Origin of the sequence: Actinoalloteichus fjordicus, assembly GCF_001941625.1 — a bacterium.
Lineage (GTDB): Bacteria > Actinomycetota > Actinomycetes > Mycobacteriales > Pseudonocardiaceae > Actinoalloteichus_A > Actinoalloteichus_A fjordicus.
The window spans coordinates 3,481,121-3,497,941 of sequence record NZ_CP016076.1 but is presented as its reverse complement, the minus strand read 5'-3'; the positions used below and the strand labels follow the sequence as shown (position 1 = coordinate 3,497,941).

General features: G+C 71.0%; 13 protein-coding genes and 1 pseudogene. 6 read left to right on the top strand and 8 right to left on the bottom strand.

Annotated features, from left to right (window positions below):
* Positions 1-47: 47 nt before the first annotated feature.
* The 3 genes from UA74_RS15490 to UA74_RS15480 all read right to left on the bottom strand — a co-directional run bounded on the left by UA74_RS15490 (position 48) and on the right by UA74_RS15480 (position 7,567).
* A complete protein-coding gene (locus tag UA74_RS15490; protein ID WP_075743867.1) occupies positions 48-5,528 on the bottom strand; it encodes an ATP-binding protein in 5,481 nt (1,826 codons plus the stop codon).
* Between the two features lie 219 nt (positions 5,529-5,747).
* Complete coding sequence (locus UA74_RS15485; RefSeq protein WP_075740917.1) at positions 5,748-6,680, bottom strand: LysR family transcriptional regulator; 933 nt, start codon at positions 6,678-6,680, stop codon at positions 5,748-5,750.
* Positions 6,681-6,937: 257 nt separating this feature from the next.
* A complete protein-coding gene (locus tag UA74_RS15480) occupies positions 6,938-7,567 on the bottom strand; it encodes a TetR/AcrR family transcriptional regulator (protein WP_075740916.1) in 630 nt (209 codons plus the stop codon).
* Positions 7,568-8,123: 556 nt separating this feature from the next.
* On the opposite strand from UA74_RS15480, the gene UA74_RS15475 reads away from it, so the two are divergent.
* The 4 genes and pseudogenes from UA74_RS15475 to UA74_RS15460 all read left to right on the top strand — a co-directional run.
* Complete coding sequence (locus tag UA74_RS15475) at positions 8,124-9,350, top strand: Cmx/CmrA family chloramphenicol efflux MFS transporter (protein ID WP_075740915.1); 1,227 nt, start codon at positions 8,124-8,126, stop codon at positions 9,348-9,350.
* Between the two features lie 355 nt (positions 9,351-9,705).
* Entirely contained in the window at positions 9,706-10,068 is a 363-nt protein-coding gene (locus UA74_RS33600; protein ID WP_318533304.1) for a dienelactone hydrolase family protein, read from the top strand.
* 580 nt (positions 10,069-10,648) lie between these two features.
* Positions 10,649-11,056, top strand: coding sequence for a YciI family protein (locus tag UA74_RS15465; protein WP_075740914.1), 408 nt, complete (start codon positions 10,649-10,651; stop codon positions 11,054-11,056).
* 25 nt (positions 11,057-11,081) lie between these two features.
* Positions 11,082-11,477 (top strand): annotated as a pseudogene (locus UA74_RS15460) (sigma factor); the annotation flags it as partial.
* A gap of 51 nt (positions 11,478-11,528) precedes the next feature.
* Here the strand turns inward: UA74_RS15460 and UA74_RS32845 are convergent.
* Genes UA74_RS32845 through UA74_RS15450 form a run of 3 tightly spaced genes read right to left on the bottom strand, consistent with a single transcriptional unit; the run spans position 11,529 to position 12,772 of the window.
* Positions 11,529-11,690, bottom strand: coding sequence for a hypothetical protein (locus tag UA74_RS32845; RefSeq protein ID WP_198043045.1), 162 nt, complete (start codon positions 11,688-11,690; stop codon positions 11,529-11,531).
* Complete coding sequence (locus UA74_RS32840; RefSeq protein ID WP_198043044.1) at positions 11,687-12,376, bottom strand: zinc finger domain-containing protein; 690 nt, start codon at positions 12,374-12,376, stop codon at positions 11,687-11,689. The genes UA74_RS32845 and UA74_RS32840 overlap by 4 nt, the downstream gene beginning before the upstream one ends.
* Before the next feature lie 33 nt (positions 12,377-12,409).
* A complete protein-coding gene (locus UA74_RS15450) occupies positions 12,410-12,772 on the bottom strand; it encodes a MerR family transcriptional regulator (protein WP_075743866.1) in 363 nt (120 codons plus the stop codon).
* Between the two features lie 210 nt (positions 12,773-12,982).
* Here UA74_RS15450 and UA74_RS15445 point away from each other — a divergent pair, with 210 nt between their 5' ends.
* Positions 12,983-13,888 (top strand): NmrA/HSCARG family protein, encoded by a 906-nt coding sequence (locus UA74_RS15445; RefSeq protein ID WP_075743865.1) that lies wholly within the window; start codon positions 12,983-12,985, stop codon positions 13,886-13,888.
* A gap of 144 nt (positions 13,889-14,032) precedes the next feature.
* Complete coding sequence (locus UA74_RS31830) at positions 14,033-14,671, top strand: hypothetical protein (protein ID WP_157434211.1); 639 nt, start codon at positions 14,033-14,035, stop codon at positions 14,669-14,671.
* A gap of 372 nt (positions 14,672-15,043) precedes the next feature.
* Here the strand turns inward: UA74_RS31830 and UA74_RS15435 are convergent, their stop codons facing one another.
* Together UA74_RS15435 and UA74_RS15430 are read right to left on the bottom strand one after the other, a co-directional pair.
* Complete coding sequence (locus UA74_RS15435) at positions 15,044-15,646, bottom strand: dihydrofolate reductase family protein (RefSeq protein ID WP_075740912.1); 603 nt, start codon at positions 15,644-15,646, stop codon at positions 15,044-15,046.
* A gap of 56 nt (positions 15,647-15,702) precedes the next feature.
* Positions 15,703-16,293 (bottom strand): TetR/AcrR family transcriptional regulator, encoded by a 591-nt coding sequence (locus UA74_RS15430; RefSeq protein WP_075740911.1) that lies wholly within the window; start codon positions 16,291-16,293, stop codon positions 15,703-15,705.
* Between the last annotated feature and the right edge of the window lie 528 nt (positions 16,294-16,821).

Genomic DNA, 16,821 nt, shown 5'->3' with positions numbered 1-16,821 from the left:
GCGTGCCGCCCGGACCGACCGGGCGGCACGCGCACGACAGGGCGGAGTCAGGCCCGCCCGATGGCCTCGATGATCCTCGGGCGCAGCTCGGCGGCGCTCACCACGGCGTCCACCGAACCGACCTCGATGGCACGCTGCACACTGTGCACCCGGTCGAACTCGGTGGCCACGTCGGTCAGCTTCTCCGCGCGCACCGCCGCCCGCGTCTCCGCCAACGTCGCACTCACCTCGACCCGCTCGGCGCCGGCGGCCGCCCCGAGACGTGCCTCCAGGTCGGCCACCCGTGGGTCGGCCGAGGTGCGCCGGTTCACCTCGCCCGCGAACACCACCGCCGCCGCAGGCGCACCGCCGAGCACCGAGGCGAACGCACCCTCCACGGCGAGCACCGTCATGTTCGGGTTGAGCGCCTTGGAGAACACCACGAACGCGCCGCCGTGATAGCGGGAGATCACACAGAACACGATCGGGCCTTCGAAGTTGACGACCGCCCGGCCGATCTCGGCGCCGTACTCCAGCTGCAGCCTGCGCATCGACTCCGGGGAGCCGTCGAAGCCGGACAGGTTCGCCAGCACCACCAGCGGCCGGTTGCCGCTGGCCGCGTTGATCGCACGGGCCGCCTTCTTCGACGAGCGCGGGAACAACGTGCCCGCCGTGTAGGTGTCCGGCCCGTCGGTGGGAGGGAATCCCCGGCGGGCCACCGAGCGGGACTCGATGCCCAGCAGACACACCGGCCTGCCGCCGAGGTGCACGTCCTGCACCACGGCGGTGTCGGCCTCGGCCATGCCCGCCCAGCGCTCCAGCGCGGCATGGTCCTGATCGGCCACCGCACGCATCACGGTGCGGATGTCGAAGGCCTTCTTGCGGTCCGGGTTGGCGGTGGCCGAGAAGATCTCGCCGACCGTCCCGAAGTCGCTGCCCTCCAGGGCGTGCGGGTAGTCGGAGATGTCCCGGTCGTGCGGGTCGGTGGTGCCCGAGTGCCGGGGTCCCGCCTCACCCGGTGCGACATAGGTGTGCGCGTAGTGGGCCATCAGCACGTCGCGGGCCGCACCCAGGTTCGGCGCCCAGTACTGGGCCTGCCCGTTCGGCCCCATGACGCGGTCGTAGCCGCCGATGCCGAAGTTGTCCTCGGCGGAGACGCCGCCGGAGAAGTCCAGCGACTGCTTGCCGGTCAGCACCATCGCCGAGTCCGGCGTCATCACCAGGATGCCCTTGGTGTGCATGAGCATCGTGGCCTCGGCGTTCCAGTAGGGCTGGGCGCCGACGTTGATCCCGGCGACCACGATGTTGATCTCGCCGCCGTCCTGAGTGAAGGTGACGATGCGCTTGAGCGCGGCGGCCACCCAGTCCATGTTCTCCGTGCCGGACTCCATCGAGATGCGGGCGCCCGAGGACAGGGCGAACCACTCCAGAGGAATGCTCCGCCGCTCGGCGAGGTCTAGGGCGGCGATCACCCGTGCGCACTCCGGCTCCGACAGCGCGCCCAACGACTTCGTCGGGTCGCCGAGCAGCACCACGCGGGACATCCCCTCGGGGTGCAGCGAGGTGGGCGTGGTGACCACGCCCGCCACCAGCGCGGCGGTGTTCTGGCCCGCCGGTCGGCTCACCGGCACCAGGGCGCCCTCGTCGTCGAGGTCGTGCTCGACGAAGGTGCCTCGGGAACCGGCGAGCATGCCGGTCAGCTCGTAGGGGTAGACGGTGCCGCGCCTGCTCGCCCGCAGCACCTTCTGCCGGTAGTCGTCCAGCGGCTCGATCAGCCCGGTCGGGCGATCGCCGATCTCCAGTCGGATACGGGACTCGCCGTCGTAGCCGATGCGCACCGCGATGTCACTCAGTTCGCCGCTCTTCGGGGCACGCTGGCGGGCGAGGAACACGACCTCCTCCAGCCCGGCGCCCGCCGTGGTCGGCAGGATGCGCTGGGCGACCGTGTTCAGCTCCGCATTGGTCAGCTCGCTCGGCGGCCAGACGTAGATGAGGATCCGGTTGGTGTCGAACCGCTTGTTCGCAGGCCGACCGGACTGCACCTTGCGGATCGCGTCCAGGCAGCCTGCCAGGGTGTCCTCGAGCGCGGGCAGCGCGACCAGCCTGCCCTCGCCGTCCCGCAGCGGGGTCAGGTCGCGTACCTGGGCCAACGCGACGAGCCGCTCGTCGGAGGTGTTCTTCGGCGCGACACAGCGGAACAGGTACACCTCCTCGTCGGCCGAGGGCAGCCGGGTGAGGTCGAAGTTGCGCAGCCGTTGCAGCTGCATCCGCTGGGCGATCAGGGGGTGCAGGCCTCGGATGAGGCGTTCCTCGGTGATCCCGGTGGAGGACGGGCGGAACGTGAAGTGGTGGTGCATCACCGCGCCACTGCGCCCGGCGACCGTGGTGGTGACCCGGCGCAGCTGACTGAACAGCTTCCGGGAGGCCAGCACCTCGCGCAGTTCGGCGGCCATCGCATCCGGGTCTTCCGGCTGGTCCGACCAGGTCAGATAGATGTCCGCGACGACGTCGTCGGTCGGCGCGATCTCGTCGATGGCCCGCACGGCGTCCGGCAGCGCCGCGAAGTCCACGGCGGTGGTCAGCACCGCCGACCGGCCCGCGTCGTCGTGGTGTTCGGCGACGACGAACGTGCAGCCCGCGATCTCGGTGGCGTGCAGGTCGTGCAGCGACTTGTTGCCGTAGTACCGGCGGGTCAGCACCTCCAGCATCGGTGCCAGACCGGCGCCCTTGCGGCCGATCCGCTGCCCGAGCAGCCGAACCAGCGGCTCGGAGCTGGCCACCATCGAGGCCATCCGCTCCGAGCGGTCCGGCGCGTCCGGGTGGGCGTCCAGGTGGTTGAGGTGCTTGCGGACGCCGGCGTAGATCTGCGCCCGGTTGCGTCGCAGCATCGGCTGGGCGAACCACCGGAAGACGACCGAACGGGCGAGGTCGGCGACGGCGGGGAAGCGGACCTGGGTGGCGGCGACCAGGTGTTCCAGCGCCAGGCCCGCGGTCTCGCGCAGGGGGCCGCCTGGCGGCGGCTCGGTCAGCCACTGCCGCATCAGCATGGTCACCACGGCGACGTCGGTGGCCGCGCGGCGCTGGGCGAGGAAGATCCGGAAGACGGCGTCCTCCAGTTCCGGGGTGCGTTCCAGGTCGGTCACTCCGTAATGACCGAGAACCCTGGTCAGGCGCTGCTGGAACTCCTCGGGCAGCCCGGCCCGCTCGGCGTCCAGGCTCTGCAGGTAGGTGTGGAAGTACTCGCGGGGGCTGTGCACCTGGGTGTCGGGGGTGCCCTCCGCGCCCGCCGGGCGGTTGCGGGTCAGCTCCGACAGGTCGGCGAACACGCCGAAGAGCTCGATCTCGCCCGCCAGCGGCCTGCCGTTGCCCGTGGCGACCTCGGCACGCGCCGAGGCGTAGTCGTCCATCACCCGACGGCCGTCCTGCGCGTCGGCGTCGAAGCCGAGCAGCAGGGCGCGCAGGTCCCGCAGCCCGGTCGCGACCCGCTCGGCGGCGGGGACGTCGGCGGGCGCGGCAGGCAGGTCGATCTCGGCGGCGGCGGTGTCCCGGTCGGCGCCGGAGTCGGCGCCGTCGCCGAGCGGTTCCAGCCACAGTAGCGGCGCCCCAGCCTCGACCTGGCTGCCCACCGCGACCGGGCGTTCGCGCAGCCGCGCCCGGAACGGCGCGCGCAGCACGGTCTCCATCTTCATGGCCTCCAGCACCAGGACCGGAGAGCCCGCCTCCACCTCGGCGCCGACCTCCAGCGGCGTGGCGACCACCAGCGCGGGGGAGGGGGCGCGCAGAACGCCGCCCTCGTCGTGGCTGATGCGGTGTGCGACCCCGTCGACCTCGACCAGGTGGGTCGGTCCGTGCGCGTTGGTGACCAGTCGGAACCGCGTGCCGTTGACGACGATCTGGCCGGTGTGGCGGTCGAAGCGTTCGATCACGACATCCGCCGCCTGGGGTGTGCCCTTGCCTGCGGCGATCGCGACGCGGAACCGGTTCGGTGCGACGCGGCCGACGTGCACCCGGTAGCCGGCGCCGCGCAGCTTGAGCTCCAACGCACGGTCGGTGTCCAGTTGCACCTGCGGGCGTCCGCCGTGCGCGGTGGACAGCAGACGCTGCCGGGCGAGGGTCTCGGCGTCCTCGTAGGCCTCGATCGCGGCGGCGGCGAGCGCGATTGCGGAGCCCTGCTGCGCGACGAGCCTGCCCTCGCCCCGGACCCGGTCGATCCAGCCGGTGTCGGCGCTGGCGTCGATCACCTCGGGCTGGTTCAGCAGGTCGAGGACGAAGCTCTTGTTGGTCGCGCCGCCCGCGATGATCACCGTGGTCTGCGCCATCGCGCGGCGCAGCCTGCCCAGCGCCTCGTCGCGGTCGCGGCCGTGCGCGATGATCTTCGCGATCATCGAGTCGAAGTCGGCCGGGATGGAGTCGCCCTCGCTGACCCCGGTGTCGACGCGGATACCGGGGCCCGCAGGGAGGGACAACCGGACGATGTGCCCCGGAGCCGGGGCGAAGTCGCGGTCCGGGTCCTCGGCGTTGAGCCGCGCCTCGACGGCGTGGCCGCTCTCGGCGGGCGGCCTGCCCTCCAGTCGTCCGCCTGCGGCGACGTGCAGCTGCGCCTTCACCAGGTCCATGCCGGTGGTCAGCTCGGTGATGGGGTGTTCCACCTGAAGTCGGGTGTTGACCTCCAGGAACGCGAACAGCTTCTCGCCGGGGTGGTAGAGGAACTCGACGGTGCCCGCGCCCCGATAGCCGACCGCCAGGACCAGTCGTTCAGCGGCGGCCTTGAGTTGACCGGCCTGCTCCGAGGTGAGCACCGGGGACGCCGACTCCTCGATGATCTTCTGGTTGCGGCGCTGCACCGAGCAGTCCCGCACGCCCAGCGCCCACGCCGTGCCCTGACCGTCGGCGATCACCTGCACCTCGACGTGCCGTGCGCCGGTGACCAGCCGTTCCAGGAACACCACGCCGCTGCCGAAGGCCCGCTCGGCCTCCATCCTGGTGCGCTCGTAGGCGTCGGTCAGTTCCTCGGGGGAGGTGACCATCCGGATGCCTCGGCCGCCGCCGCCTGCGGTCGCCTTGAGCATCAGCGGGTAGCCGATCTCGTCCGCCGCGCGGACGGCGGCGGCCAGATCGTCCACCGCACCCCTGCTCCACGGCGCGACCGGGACGTCGACCTCCTCGGCGAGCAGCTTGGACCCGATCTTGTCCCCGAGTCGGCGCATCGCCTCGGCGCTCGGCCCGACGAACGTCACCCCGATGCGCTCGCACAGCTCGGCGAACGCCGGGTCCTCCGCGACGAAGCCCCAACCGACCCAGGCGGCGTCGGCGCCGCTCTCGCGCAGTGCTCGTTCCAGGACCGCCAGGTCCAGATACGGCCGGGCCGAGGCGGGGCCGAGGTCGAAGGCATGATCGGCCTCACGGACGAAGGTGGCCGTACGGTCGGCGTCGGTGAAGAACGCGACGGTCTCGATCCGCGTCCCGGTTTCCGCGGAGAGCTCCCGCACGGCGTGGATCAGCCGCATCGCGGCCTCTCCGCGGTTGACGATGGCGACACGACTGAACACCGACCGAGCCTCCTGCACTAGACATCTGTTGGGCTCGCTCTCGCCCACTCTCACCCTGAACACTCCCGTGTAAGGCCCGGTAATGAAATGCCGTCACCGACCGTGCCTGGTGCCTGAACTTGTGGAAACCGGCCAAAAGGTGACCTCGGTCACTCGGCGGAGTCGGTCGCGGCGAGGCGGACGTGCCGCCAGACGGTCCGCCGTCGCCGCGTAGCAGGCTCAGCCCGGCGGCTCGTCGTCGCCGAGGCCGAACCGAGCACGCAGCGGCTCGGGCAGGACGCGGACGGTCTCGAGGAGGATCCGGACGAAGGCCTCGGTCAGCGGATCGGGCGCGGGACGGGTGTAGGCCGCCAGCGGGCGGCACACCGGAGGGTCCGGGCGCAGGACCAGGCCGTCGAAGGCAGTGGGAATCATGTTGGCGGGCACCAGCGCGGGTCCGAGCCCGGCGGCGGCCAACACCGGGGCGGCGGCGGTCTGCTCGGTGCGCACTGCGGCGACAGGTCGGAATCCCGCCTCGGCGCAGGCCTGATCGAGGACCTCGGCCAGGCCGTGTCCCGAGGCGTAGTGCACCCACTTGCAGTCGGCCAGTGCGGACAGCGCCACTCGCAGTGCCCCGCCGTCCCCCATCGGATCGTCGGAAGGCAGGACGACGACGAACTCCTCCACGCCCAGCGTCCACACCGGTCCGTTCCACCGACGCGGCAGTGGGCCGACGGCAAGATCGGCGGCGCCCTCAGTCATCGCAGCGAGGAGTTCGTCGGTGTGCCGATGCTCCGACAGACTGATCTGCACGTCCCGGTGATCCTGCCGCCAGCGGCGCAGCACCGGAGGCAGCACACCCAGACCCACGGAGTACACGGCCGCCAGTCGCAGTTCGCCCTGTTCCAGGCCCGAGGCCTGCCGGGCCGCACATCCGGCCCGATACGCATCGGCGAGCGCGGCGCGCGCGTGCGGCAGCATCGCCCGGCCTGCCGGGGTCAGCCGCACCGACCGGGGAAGCCGTTCCAGCAGCGGACCGCCTGCGGACCGCTCCAGGATGCGCATCTGATGGGACAACGCGGGCTGGGTGACGTGCAGCAGCTCGGCGGCTCGGGTGAAGGAGCCGTGGTCGGCGACGGCAACCAGGTATTCGAGCTGACGCAGACTGACCATGAGCAGAGTTTATGGCCGTGACTCGCGGAGGCGGCGCCGCCTCATGGCGTTCGCTCGGCGCACGGCGCCGCGACCGTCGCACCCCCGGACGCCCTCGGCACGGCCTGCCCGGTCGGCGGCGTTCCTGATCGTGTCCCGCGCACGGTGCCCGGCGCTGCTCGTCCGGGAAGGCGGGTGACGCGCCGAGCCGGAGGTGGCACCTCGGTGCGCCCGCTTAAGGTCTGCCGGTCGCCCGGCGGCCACCCGCACTCTTCGGGTCAGGACGCCCCGCCCTCGCCTGATGCCTCGTCCCCGCCGGGCACGGCACGCATCGCCGTCTCGGCCAGGGCCGTGAGCTCACGGGCGGAGGCGCCGTCCCGCGCGCGTTGCGACATGCCCTGGATGACGGCGGCGAGATAGGAGGCCAGGACGGGGACGTCGGTGTCGGCGGGTAGTTCCCCTGCGGCCACGGCGCTCCGCAGTCGCTGCTCGAACCCGGTCAGGTTGGCGTTGCGCAGGTCCCGCAGGCGCTCGGCGACGTCGGCGTTGGCGGGGGAGCAGTTGGCGGCGCCCGAGATCACCAGACAGCCCGGCGGCAGGGCGGGGTCGGTATAGGCGGCGGCGGCCTCCCGCAGCATTCTGGCGATGCCCGCCCGGACGCCGGGCTCTTCGTCGAGCGCGCGGAGCATGAACTCGCCATGAGTCTGGCGGTAGGTGGTGACGACCTCGTCGAACAGGGCCTTCTTGTCGCCGAATGCGGCGTACAGGCTGGGCGGCTTGATGTTCATCGCCTCGGTCAGGGCGCCGATCGAGGTCGCCTCGTAACCGTGCTCCCAGAACAGTCGGGTCGCCACGGTCAGGGCGGCCTCGCGGTCGAAGCTCCGAGGGCGTCCGCGTGTCGCTGCCATCAGCCCAGGCTATAGCGTCCGCTACAGAATCGTCGTGACGGCCTGACCCCGCCCTGCGGCGGTGATCGCTCGCGCGCCGCAGACCTGGTCACCTCCGCCGTCACGATGGTTCCGACCGTCCGTCACCCGCGTGCCCGGTCGGGCAGGCAGCATACGGGAATCGGGGGATTCGACCCGGGCTGCCTGCAGACGGGGCCGGGCCGGAAATCCGGTGGACGCCCGCCGCCCGGCGCGACTAGCCTGCCGAACGTGTCCAGCCCCGAGGCGTCAAGACGCTAGCCACCGGCTTCCGGTGGCTTCCCGGCACTGTCCTCGACGCTCCGCCGCCCTGAGGCCGCGCGGGCTGTCGCTCTGACGTGACCACTGCCGCCGGATCGCCGCCGTGCGGGTTCCTGTCCGACCTCGCTCGTGCGTCCTCGGTGACGCGGCGAGGTCTCATCGCGCGGGGGCCGCGCGGGGTCTGATCAGGCGAGCGCCTGCTGCCGTCGATGCACCGACCCCGCTGCCGCCTTCCGACGCTTCATCGATCCTCGATGCGGTCTCTCGGAGTCTTGTCATGCCCTTTGCCATCTATCTGCTCGGACTCGCGGTCTTCGCCCAGGGGACCTCGGAGTTCATGCTGTCCGGACTCGGCCCGGACATCGCGGAGGACCTGTCGGTGTCCATCCCGGCCGCAGGTGCGTTGACCTCGGCGTTCGCCGTCGGGATGATCATCGGCGCCCCGCTCATGGCCTTGCTGAGCCTGCGCTGGTCGCGTCGGCGCGCGCTGTTGGTCTTCCTGCTCGTCTTCCTGATCGTGCACGTCGTCGGCGCGCTCACCACCAGCTACGAGATCCTGCTGGTCACGCGGGTGGTCGGGGCGCTGGCCAACGCGGGCTTCCTCGCGGTGGCGCTGGTGACCGCGACCGGGATGGTCGAGCCCGACGCCAAGGGGCGAGCCACCGCCGCGCTGCTGGGCGGCGTCACCATCGCCTGCGTCGCGGGCGTCCCCGCCGGTGCCCTGTTGGGGCAGGCGTGGGGATGGCGCTCGGCGTTCTGGGCGGTGGCGCTGGTGTCGGTGCCCGCCGTCGTGGCGATCCTGCGGGCGGTGCCGTCTGCCGCCCCCGCCGACGCCCCCGCCGACGCCGCACCCGCCGGCGAGGTCGCCGTTCCGAGCGCACGTCGGGAGCTGCGCGCACTGCGCAGCCCGAGGCTCGGAACGCTGCTGGCGCTGGCCGCCCTGGTGAACGGGGCCACCTTCTGCACGTTCACCTATCTCGCACCGCTGATCACCGACGTCACCGGCCTCGGCGCGGGCTGGGTGCCCGCCGGGCTCGCGCTGTTCGGCATCGGCTCGTTCCTCGGCGTCACCCTGGCGGGGCGGATCGCCGACACGCGGCCGATCCCGCTCCTGGCGATCGGCGGGACGATGCTGTTGTTCGGCTGGATCGGCTTCGCGCTGACGGCCGGGAGCCCGGCGGCCGCGATCGTGCTCGTCCTGGTGCAGGGCACGCTGTCCTTCGCCGTCGGGTCGACTCTGATCTCACAGGTGCTCTACGCCGCAGGCGACGCGCCGAGACTGGCGGGCGGGTTCGCGACGGCGGCGTTCAACGTGGGCGCCGCGATCGGCCCCTGGCTCGGCGGGATCACCATCGACGCAGGCCTCGGCTTCCGGTCGCCGGTGTGGGTCAGCGCCCTGCTGGTGGCGCTGGCCCTGATCACCGGGGGTGTCGCCGGTCTGGTGTGGCGTCGGACCTCGCGCGCCAGAACGGCGGTGGCTGCGAGGACGGCGCTGCGGGACTGACCTGCCGCTGCGACTCGACGAACGCAGGCCCGGATTCGGCCGGGCACTGTCGCGCGGTGTGTGCGGGTCCCGCTGACGGCATCGAGCCGATGCCGTCAGCGGGTATCCCGGCGGCGACGGATGTCGGCTGTCGGTGTCTCCGCGCCCTGCTCCGTTCTGGGTCGGCAGCAGCGGATCAGGAGCCGACGACGTGGCGTCTCCGTTCGGACAGTGCTCAGCCGGGCGCCGGGCGGAACATCGACGTCGGCGTGTTCGGGCCCGCCGCCTGCACCGGGCACGCCTCCGTCGCCGCGGCCTGGCCCATCTCCGGTCAGGCCCCGCCGATCGCGCGGGTCAGCAACGTGCGCAGCCGCTGGTGTTCCTCGACGGTCCGGCTCGCGATCGGCGACTGCTCCGTGAGGAGGTCCAGCAGGCGCGCCCGCAGCTCACCGCCTGCCGGGGACACCGCCTGGTCGCCGAGCTCACCGCTCAGGTCCACCTCGGCCTCGCCGAGTACGACCTGACGCCCGAAGACCTCAGCGAGCTCAACCAGGCCCTGGACGCCGCAGGCATCAGCTACACCATCGAGACCTACCCCGACACCATCCACGGCTACACCATGTCCGACACCGACGCCTTCAACCCGTCGGCACTGCAGCGCCACTGGGACCGGCTGCTCCCGCTCCTCGACCGCACCCTGGCCTGCACGGAAGACCAGACCCCGACGACACGGCTCTAGAGGCACAGTCCGGTCGCCCGACCGCGACGTCGAGGTCAGGCGACCGGACCATCGAGCCGCACACCGACGCCGTGGACCCGGGTTGCCGATCAGACCAGTCCGCTGGTGCAGTAGCCGATCGGCTACCGCACCAGCCGGAGTCCCGCTCACCTGCTCCACAAGAGTGTTCCGGCGAAGGCGGGGCCGAGTCGGCCCGGGCCGCTGCTCCACTGACGACCCGCCTGCACCGGGCCCCGCGTTCGGCACAAGCGCAGCCGGGTCGTCCGCCGGAGGTCTCCCGTCACTGCCCGCGAACGAGATCGATCACTCGTTGGGTGCGGGCACATGCGCACTCGACGTGATCCGGGTTGAGTAGCAGCAGTACGGCCGGGCTCGCTCGTCCGCACACCGGCTGGTCAGTGGTCTCGTCCGACGAATCCGTCGCCCCCCGGCGGGTTCTGCGCGCTGATCTTGCGGCTCGGTCCGTGCCAAGTCAGGAGGTTCTCGAAGAAGAGGCGGCGAGGATGTCGAGAACGGCCTGGCGACTCCGTCCCAGTACCAGTCGCGGCCACCGTGGCCGCCCGCAGCGAGGAGAACCCGCATGGCCAAGTACCTGCTTCTCAAGCACTACCGGGGTGCTCCGGAGGCCGTGAATCCGGTCCCGATGGACCAGTGGACCCAGGAGGAGGTCCGCGACCATGTGCAGTTCATGGGCGACTTCGCCGACCGGCTCCGGAGCAGCGGCGAGTTCGTCGACGAGCGTGCCCTCTCGCCAGAGGGCACGTTCGTCCGGTACGACGGGGAGGGCAGGCCGCCGGTCACCGACGGGCCCTTCGCCGAGACCAAGGACCTGATCGCAGGCTGGATGGTGATCGACGTCGACACCTACGAGCGGGCGCTCGCGCTCGCCGCCGAGTTGTCGGCCGCCCCCGGTGCGGGCGGCAAGCCGATCCACGAGTGGCTCGAGGTGCGCCCGCTGCTGAGCGCGTCGCCGACGGTCACCGAGTGACCGGACCGGTAAGGCAGATCAGGTGGTGGACGAACTCCTGCTGCGGGAGTTGACTCCTGCGGTGATCGGCGTCCTCGTGCATCGCGGAGTCGACTTCGCGACGGCCGAGGACGCCGTGCAGGAGGCGCTCATCCAGGCCGCGCTGACCTGGCCAGACACCAGACCCGCCGACCCGAAGGGCTGGCTGGTCACGGTCGCCTGGCGCAAGTTCCTCGACGTCCGCCGTGCCGAGGTCTCGCGTCGCGACCGGGAACAGCGGTTCGAGGCGGAACCGCCGCCAGGACCGACCGAGACCGCAGACGACACGTTGCAGCTCTTCTTCCTGTGCGCCCATCCGTCGCTGAGCCCGGCGGCTGCGGCGGCCCTCACGCTGCGGGCCGTCGGCGGCCTGACCACTCGGCAGATCGCCCAGGCCTACCTGGGGGCAACCGGGATATGAGCGAAAGGGGCAATGGCCTCCTGAAGCTGCTGGTCAGGCGTCAGTGTCGGCGAGCGCGCGGTAGAGCGAGGCGACTGAGGGATGCTGGCCGGCGTTCTTGCCGGTCTTGATGGTCAGCTTCTTCACGATGTCGGGCATTGGAGTGCCCTTGTCGCGCAGCGCGCGGGCGAAGAGCACGTCGTCTTCGTCGATCACCTTGGGCCAGCCGCCGTGGTTGCCGCGTGCGGCGGCGGCCCGCTGGCCTTCGAGGGTCCTCTCGTGGATGTGGTCGCGGTCGAGCAGCGCGCGTAGCCGATCCGGATCGGCACGCCGCTCGTCTCCGGCGCCGTCGCGGCGACCTCCGGGCCCTGCGTCCATTTCTTCCCTGGCCCGCGATCGGCCGGGACGGCCACGGTGAGCTCGTCGCGCAGCGACGGTACGAGGATGAACCGAGCGGTGTGGTACTTCGCGGCGGTCTTCCCGGCGCGGGTTCCGCAGGCGCTGCCGGCGGGGACGTCGCATTGCGGACAAGGGTGGCGTTCGGCCGCGGCATCGTCGGGTCCGAGTTGTATCCCGCCAGTCTCGCAGAACTCTGTCAAAACCTGGGGTAGTTCTGCGAGGTGTTGTGCGAATCGCGACCTGGGGATCTTCGGCCCCGGTGTCGATTTCAGGAGTTTCTCTGCACAGATATCCGAACTCCTGTGCACGCTCCCGATGATCCGGTTCTCATCCATCACAAGCATCGCGTTGTTCAGCCGTTCCGTGTAGATCCGGTACGCCTTGCGCTCGGCCGGGGATACCCCGTCGGCGCCCAGCGCCGCGGCGGCGAGCAGCGCCTGGTGGACCTCGGGCAGCGCGGTGACATGCAGGCTGTAGCCCTGGTTATCGGTGAGAACGATCACGGTCCGGGCCGTGCGAGTGTGGCCGCCCCTGCTTCAGGATGGACTTCCTGTTCCGTCATGATTCCGCGCCTCGGTTATGCAGTCGTGCAGCCGGTTGCGCACGTCCCGCAGGTCCGTCATCTGCCGGTCGAGGCGGTCGCGTTCGGCCGCGAGCAGCTCCAGCAGTTCCGGTGACGCCTCACCGGAGTCGGCGAACGGCAGCACCTCGCGGATGGTTCTGCTGGGCAAGCCCACGGAGTAGAGCTGTTGGATAAGCCTGACCCGTTCGACGGCACCGGCCGGATACTGGCGCTGGCCACCCGGATTCCGGGTGGAGTGCAGCAAGTCCTGCTGCTCGTAGTAGCGCAGCGCCCTGACGCTGACGCCCGCCTTCGCGGCGACCTCTCCGATCCGCATCCCGGCCTCCTGACTCGACTCCACGTCTCGCTTGCACCTGACGTTGGCGTCAGGTTTTAGCGTAGCGGACACGGCGCGAACCACCCCTTACGAACTCTGGAGCACGCCTGTGACCAGCACATCTCCGACTCACTCCTCAGGATCCCAGGAAGAATCAGCAATGTTTATCAGGAACACGTCCGTGATCGCCGAAAGCGCAGCGTGGTCGGCATGACCAACATCAACAAAACCGTCGTCGTCCTGGGCGCCACGGGGCAGCAGGGAGGATCGGTCGCCGCTGCGCTGCGGGCCGACGGCTGGGTGGTGCGCGCGGTCGTCCGCGATCCGTCCGGCTACCGGGCCCAGTCCCTCTCCGCCTCCGGCGTCGAAACCGTCCGCGGTGACCTTGGGGATCCGGAGTCGCTCCGCGCGGCCTTCGCTGACGCCCACGGTGTCTTCAGTGTCCAGCCGAACTCCGGCCAGGCCGGCGCCGGCGTGACCAACGAGGACGAAGTCCGCTTCGGCACGGCGGTGGCCGACATCGCCGAGCGCTGCGGCGTCGCCCACCTTGTCTACAGCTCGGCGGTCACCGCGGGCTCGACAACGGGCATCGACCATCTCGACACCAAGAGCCGTATCGAGGCCCATGTCCGGAATCTGGACATCGCCGGCACCATCATTCGGCCAGCCACGTTCATGGAGCTCCTGGTGACCCCCGAAATCGGCCTCGACCGGGGACACCTGTCCTTCCTGATGCGCCCCGACCAGGCCATGCAGTTCATCGCGGTACGCGACATCGGCCGCATCGTCGCCGCGGTCTTCGGCTCACCCGAAAGCTACGCCGGCCGCACCATGGAGATCGCCGGTGACGCTCTCACCGGCAACGCCCTGGCCGGGCAGCTGACCCAGGCCGCCGGTCGACCGATCAGCTACAGCCGCCTGCAGGCACAGGACGAGGTCCTCAGCAAGTTGGAAGCACTCGTAGACGACGGCAGGCTGGTGGGAAACGCGAACCTCGACGCCTTGCGCACGGAGTTCCCGTCCCTGCTGTGCTTCGACCGCTGGCTGGCGGGCCCTGGTGCGGGCCTCCTCGATGAGGCGCTCCGTTCCACGGACACGGGAATCGCTCCGCGCTGAACGAGGCCCTTCCAGGCATCGGGGAACCTCAGTACAGCGGTTGGCTCCGAGAACAATCGTGGTCCGATCGGCGCGAGTGTGCTGACGCGTTTCTCGTACTCGCGGCGGGCCTTGCACTGGGCCGGGCCCGCCGGGACGCCCTGGGTGCCGTCGAGCGGCTGGCAACGGGCGAGGAGCCCGCGGTGCACGGCGGGCGCGGCTGACGCGCATGGTGTAGCCCTGGCCGCGCTGTACGGTCGCCCTCCGGTCGAGCGCGGCCCGCTCGGCAGGCTCCAGCTCAGCGGCGCGGAGGAAGTCGGCGACCTTGCCCGGCATGTCGAGGGTGACCGGCAACTCCGGGCCCGGGACGTTCTCCTCGATGGTGATGTGGTCGGGCATGAGGTCGGCGACAGCCGTGCGGATGGCGTCGCGGCTGACGTCGTGGTCCCGGGCGAGGGCGGCGATCGAGCGGTCTTCCAAGTACGCGGTGCGGACGGCGTCGGTCTTGTCGGCCGCCACGGCGGGGCGACGCCCGCCCTTGCTGCCCTTGGCCTCGGCGGCGCGCAGTCCGTCGTGGGTCAGCTCGCGCTGGAGTTCGCCGGCGGCGGCGAGGGTCTGCACCATGAACTTCACGGTGGACAGCAATTCGCCTGTACGGGCGCTCGGCTACTCGTCCTCGCCGTCGTCCGTCTTCCGACCGCGGCGAAGCTGTATGCCGACGCCGCCCGGTCTGCCCCCAACCTCGCCGAACGTCACCACCTCACCCTGCAGGCAGCGCGGATCGGCCAGGCGCTGCGCGGGTGACGCTGTCGGCAGACCCGATCCGAGGAGGCCTGGTCCGGACCTCCGTTCCGTGCCCGTCGGTGTGCCTGCCCACCTCCGACGCGGTGTTTGAGGAACAGGGGAACACACACCGGTGCCAAGCCTGAATCGCGCCTTGACCTGCTGTTTCGCGAGGTGGCCAATCCTGCTGTGTGGTGCTGAGGTGCGTCCAGGGTCCGCCGCGATAGACGTCGGCGTACAGCCGTTCCCCAGCGGGTTCACTCGGGCCGAGTCGGCGCGGTACCCATCCCTCGAGGAGGTGGGCTTGTCCACCGGGCGGAGGGGTCTGGGCGCGGCACGTCTCGGGCGAGTGTCGGCTCCGAGGTGGGGCCCTTCGCACTCCCCGTCAGTGGTCTACCGGGTGGCGGGGCGTCGGTCGTAGGTGAGGAAGCAGGCACCGCCGGTGAGGATGGTGTGGTCGGCGAGTTCCCAGTTGGCGGGGGCGAAGCCGGTGGTCCGTCCGAAGAGAGGGATGCCTGCGCCGATGGTGATCGGGCTGAGCTTGACGAGCATGCGGTCGATCTCGCCGTAGAGTGCGCCTGCCAGTTCTGCGCCGCCGACGAGCCAGATGTCCTTGCCGCCGCTGTGCTTCAGCTCCCGCACCGTCGCCGCCGGATCGTCGGCGACCAGCTCGACGCCGACATCCGGGCTTTCGGTCAGAGTCCGGGAGAAGACCAGATGGCGAAGGTGAGGGTAGGCGTTGGTCACGCCTGCGGCGATGCCGATCTGATAGCTCTTGCGTCCTTCGACCACGGTGTCGAAGTGGGTGCCCTCGGCGGTGACGCCGAGCGCGGCGCGGGCCTGCCCGGGGAGGGTCTCGGGGTATTCGCCGATGAGGTGCTCGAGGTAGTCCTGCGAGGGGGTCCAGAAGCCGTCGGGGCCGGTGGGGTCCGACCCGTCGGGACCGGCGATGAAACCGTCGAGCGTGGCGGCGACGAAGTACACGAGCTTGCGCATGGGGGACCTTCGTTCTCGGGAGCGGTGGACGGCTGCGGGGCGTGACGTCGCGGTGTTCACGTGGTGCCGGCAGGCGGCGGCACGACGATGCGCGCCACGGCCTGCGTGATCAACTCGTCGCGCTGGTCCTCGGTCAGGACGTCCGGCAGGGTGAGCTGCTCGACGACGAGCCAGTTCATCGCCAAGAAGACGAGTCGGACGGCGGTCGCGTCGCCGGGCAGGCCCGCAGCCTCGTGCAGGGTGACGTTCTCGTCGAGGTCGGCGCGGACCCGCTCGGTGAGCAGCGTCCGCAACTCCGGCCGTCTGGTGGCCTCCAACCGAAGTTCCAACAACGCCAGGTAGCCGGACCGGAAGGCGGCGGAGCGGGCGACGGCCTCCCGCACCATCGCGGTGTAGGACGCGACGTCCCGAACCCGGTCGAATGCCTCGGTCAGCTCGGCATCCTCCGGCCTGAGCCGCTCGTAGACGCGGGCGCCCGCCTGGACGAGCAGGTCGTCGCGGTCGCGGAAGTAGTTGGACGCGGTGCCGATGGGCACCGCCGCCTCCTTGTCCACGGCGCGCTGGGTCAGGCCGCGTGATCCCTCGCGGGCAAGGACCTCGATGGCGCCGTCGAGCAGGGCGGCTCGACGGGCCGGGTTCTGACGCATCCGGTACTCCTGACTCGCTCGGAAGTACTTCGATCAAACCACTTCATCCGAAGTGGGTCAACCGAAGTGATTTGATCGACGTGGTTCAGGATGCCGCCGGGCCGGGCGCCGTTGTCCGACATCGAGGTGACCGGGAGCCGGTGGGCAGCCCCAGGCGAATGGACCGTTCGGTCCACTTGCCCGAACCCGACGGTCGGTTCGCTTCGCGGCTCCGTGGGCGTCGACGAGCTGCGGCCCGCCTGCCAGAGTCCAGGAACACTGTCGACCCGGCCGCCGAACTCCGACGACGAACCGCGCACCACTTCGTGGGCGCCGAGGGCACGCAGGTCACCGCCGTGGCGATCCGGTTCCCCGATGGCGACCGGCACGTAGGCGCCCCGGAGACGGGCGAGCCGCACGGTGCATGGAGGCCGCCAGAGACGGCGCCGACGTCGACACCGAGTTCACCGCCTCGCCCCGCGTCGGGCGCCCGCACTCGGCCGCGATGTGGCCGCAGTCACTCGGGTAACTGTACCTTCCGGAAGGTAC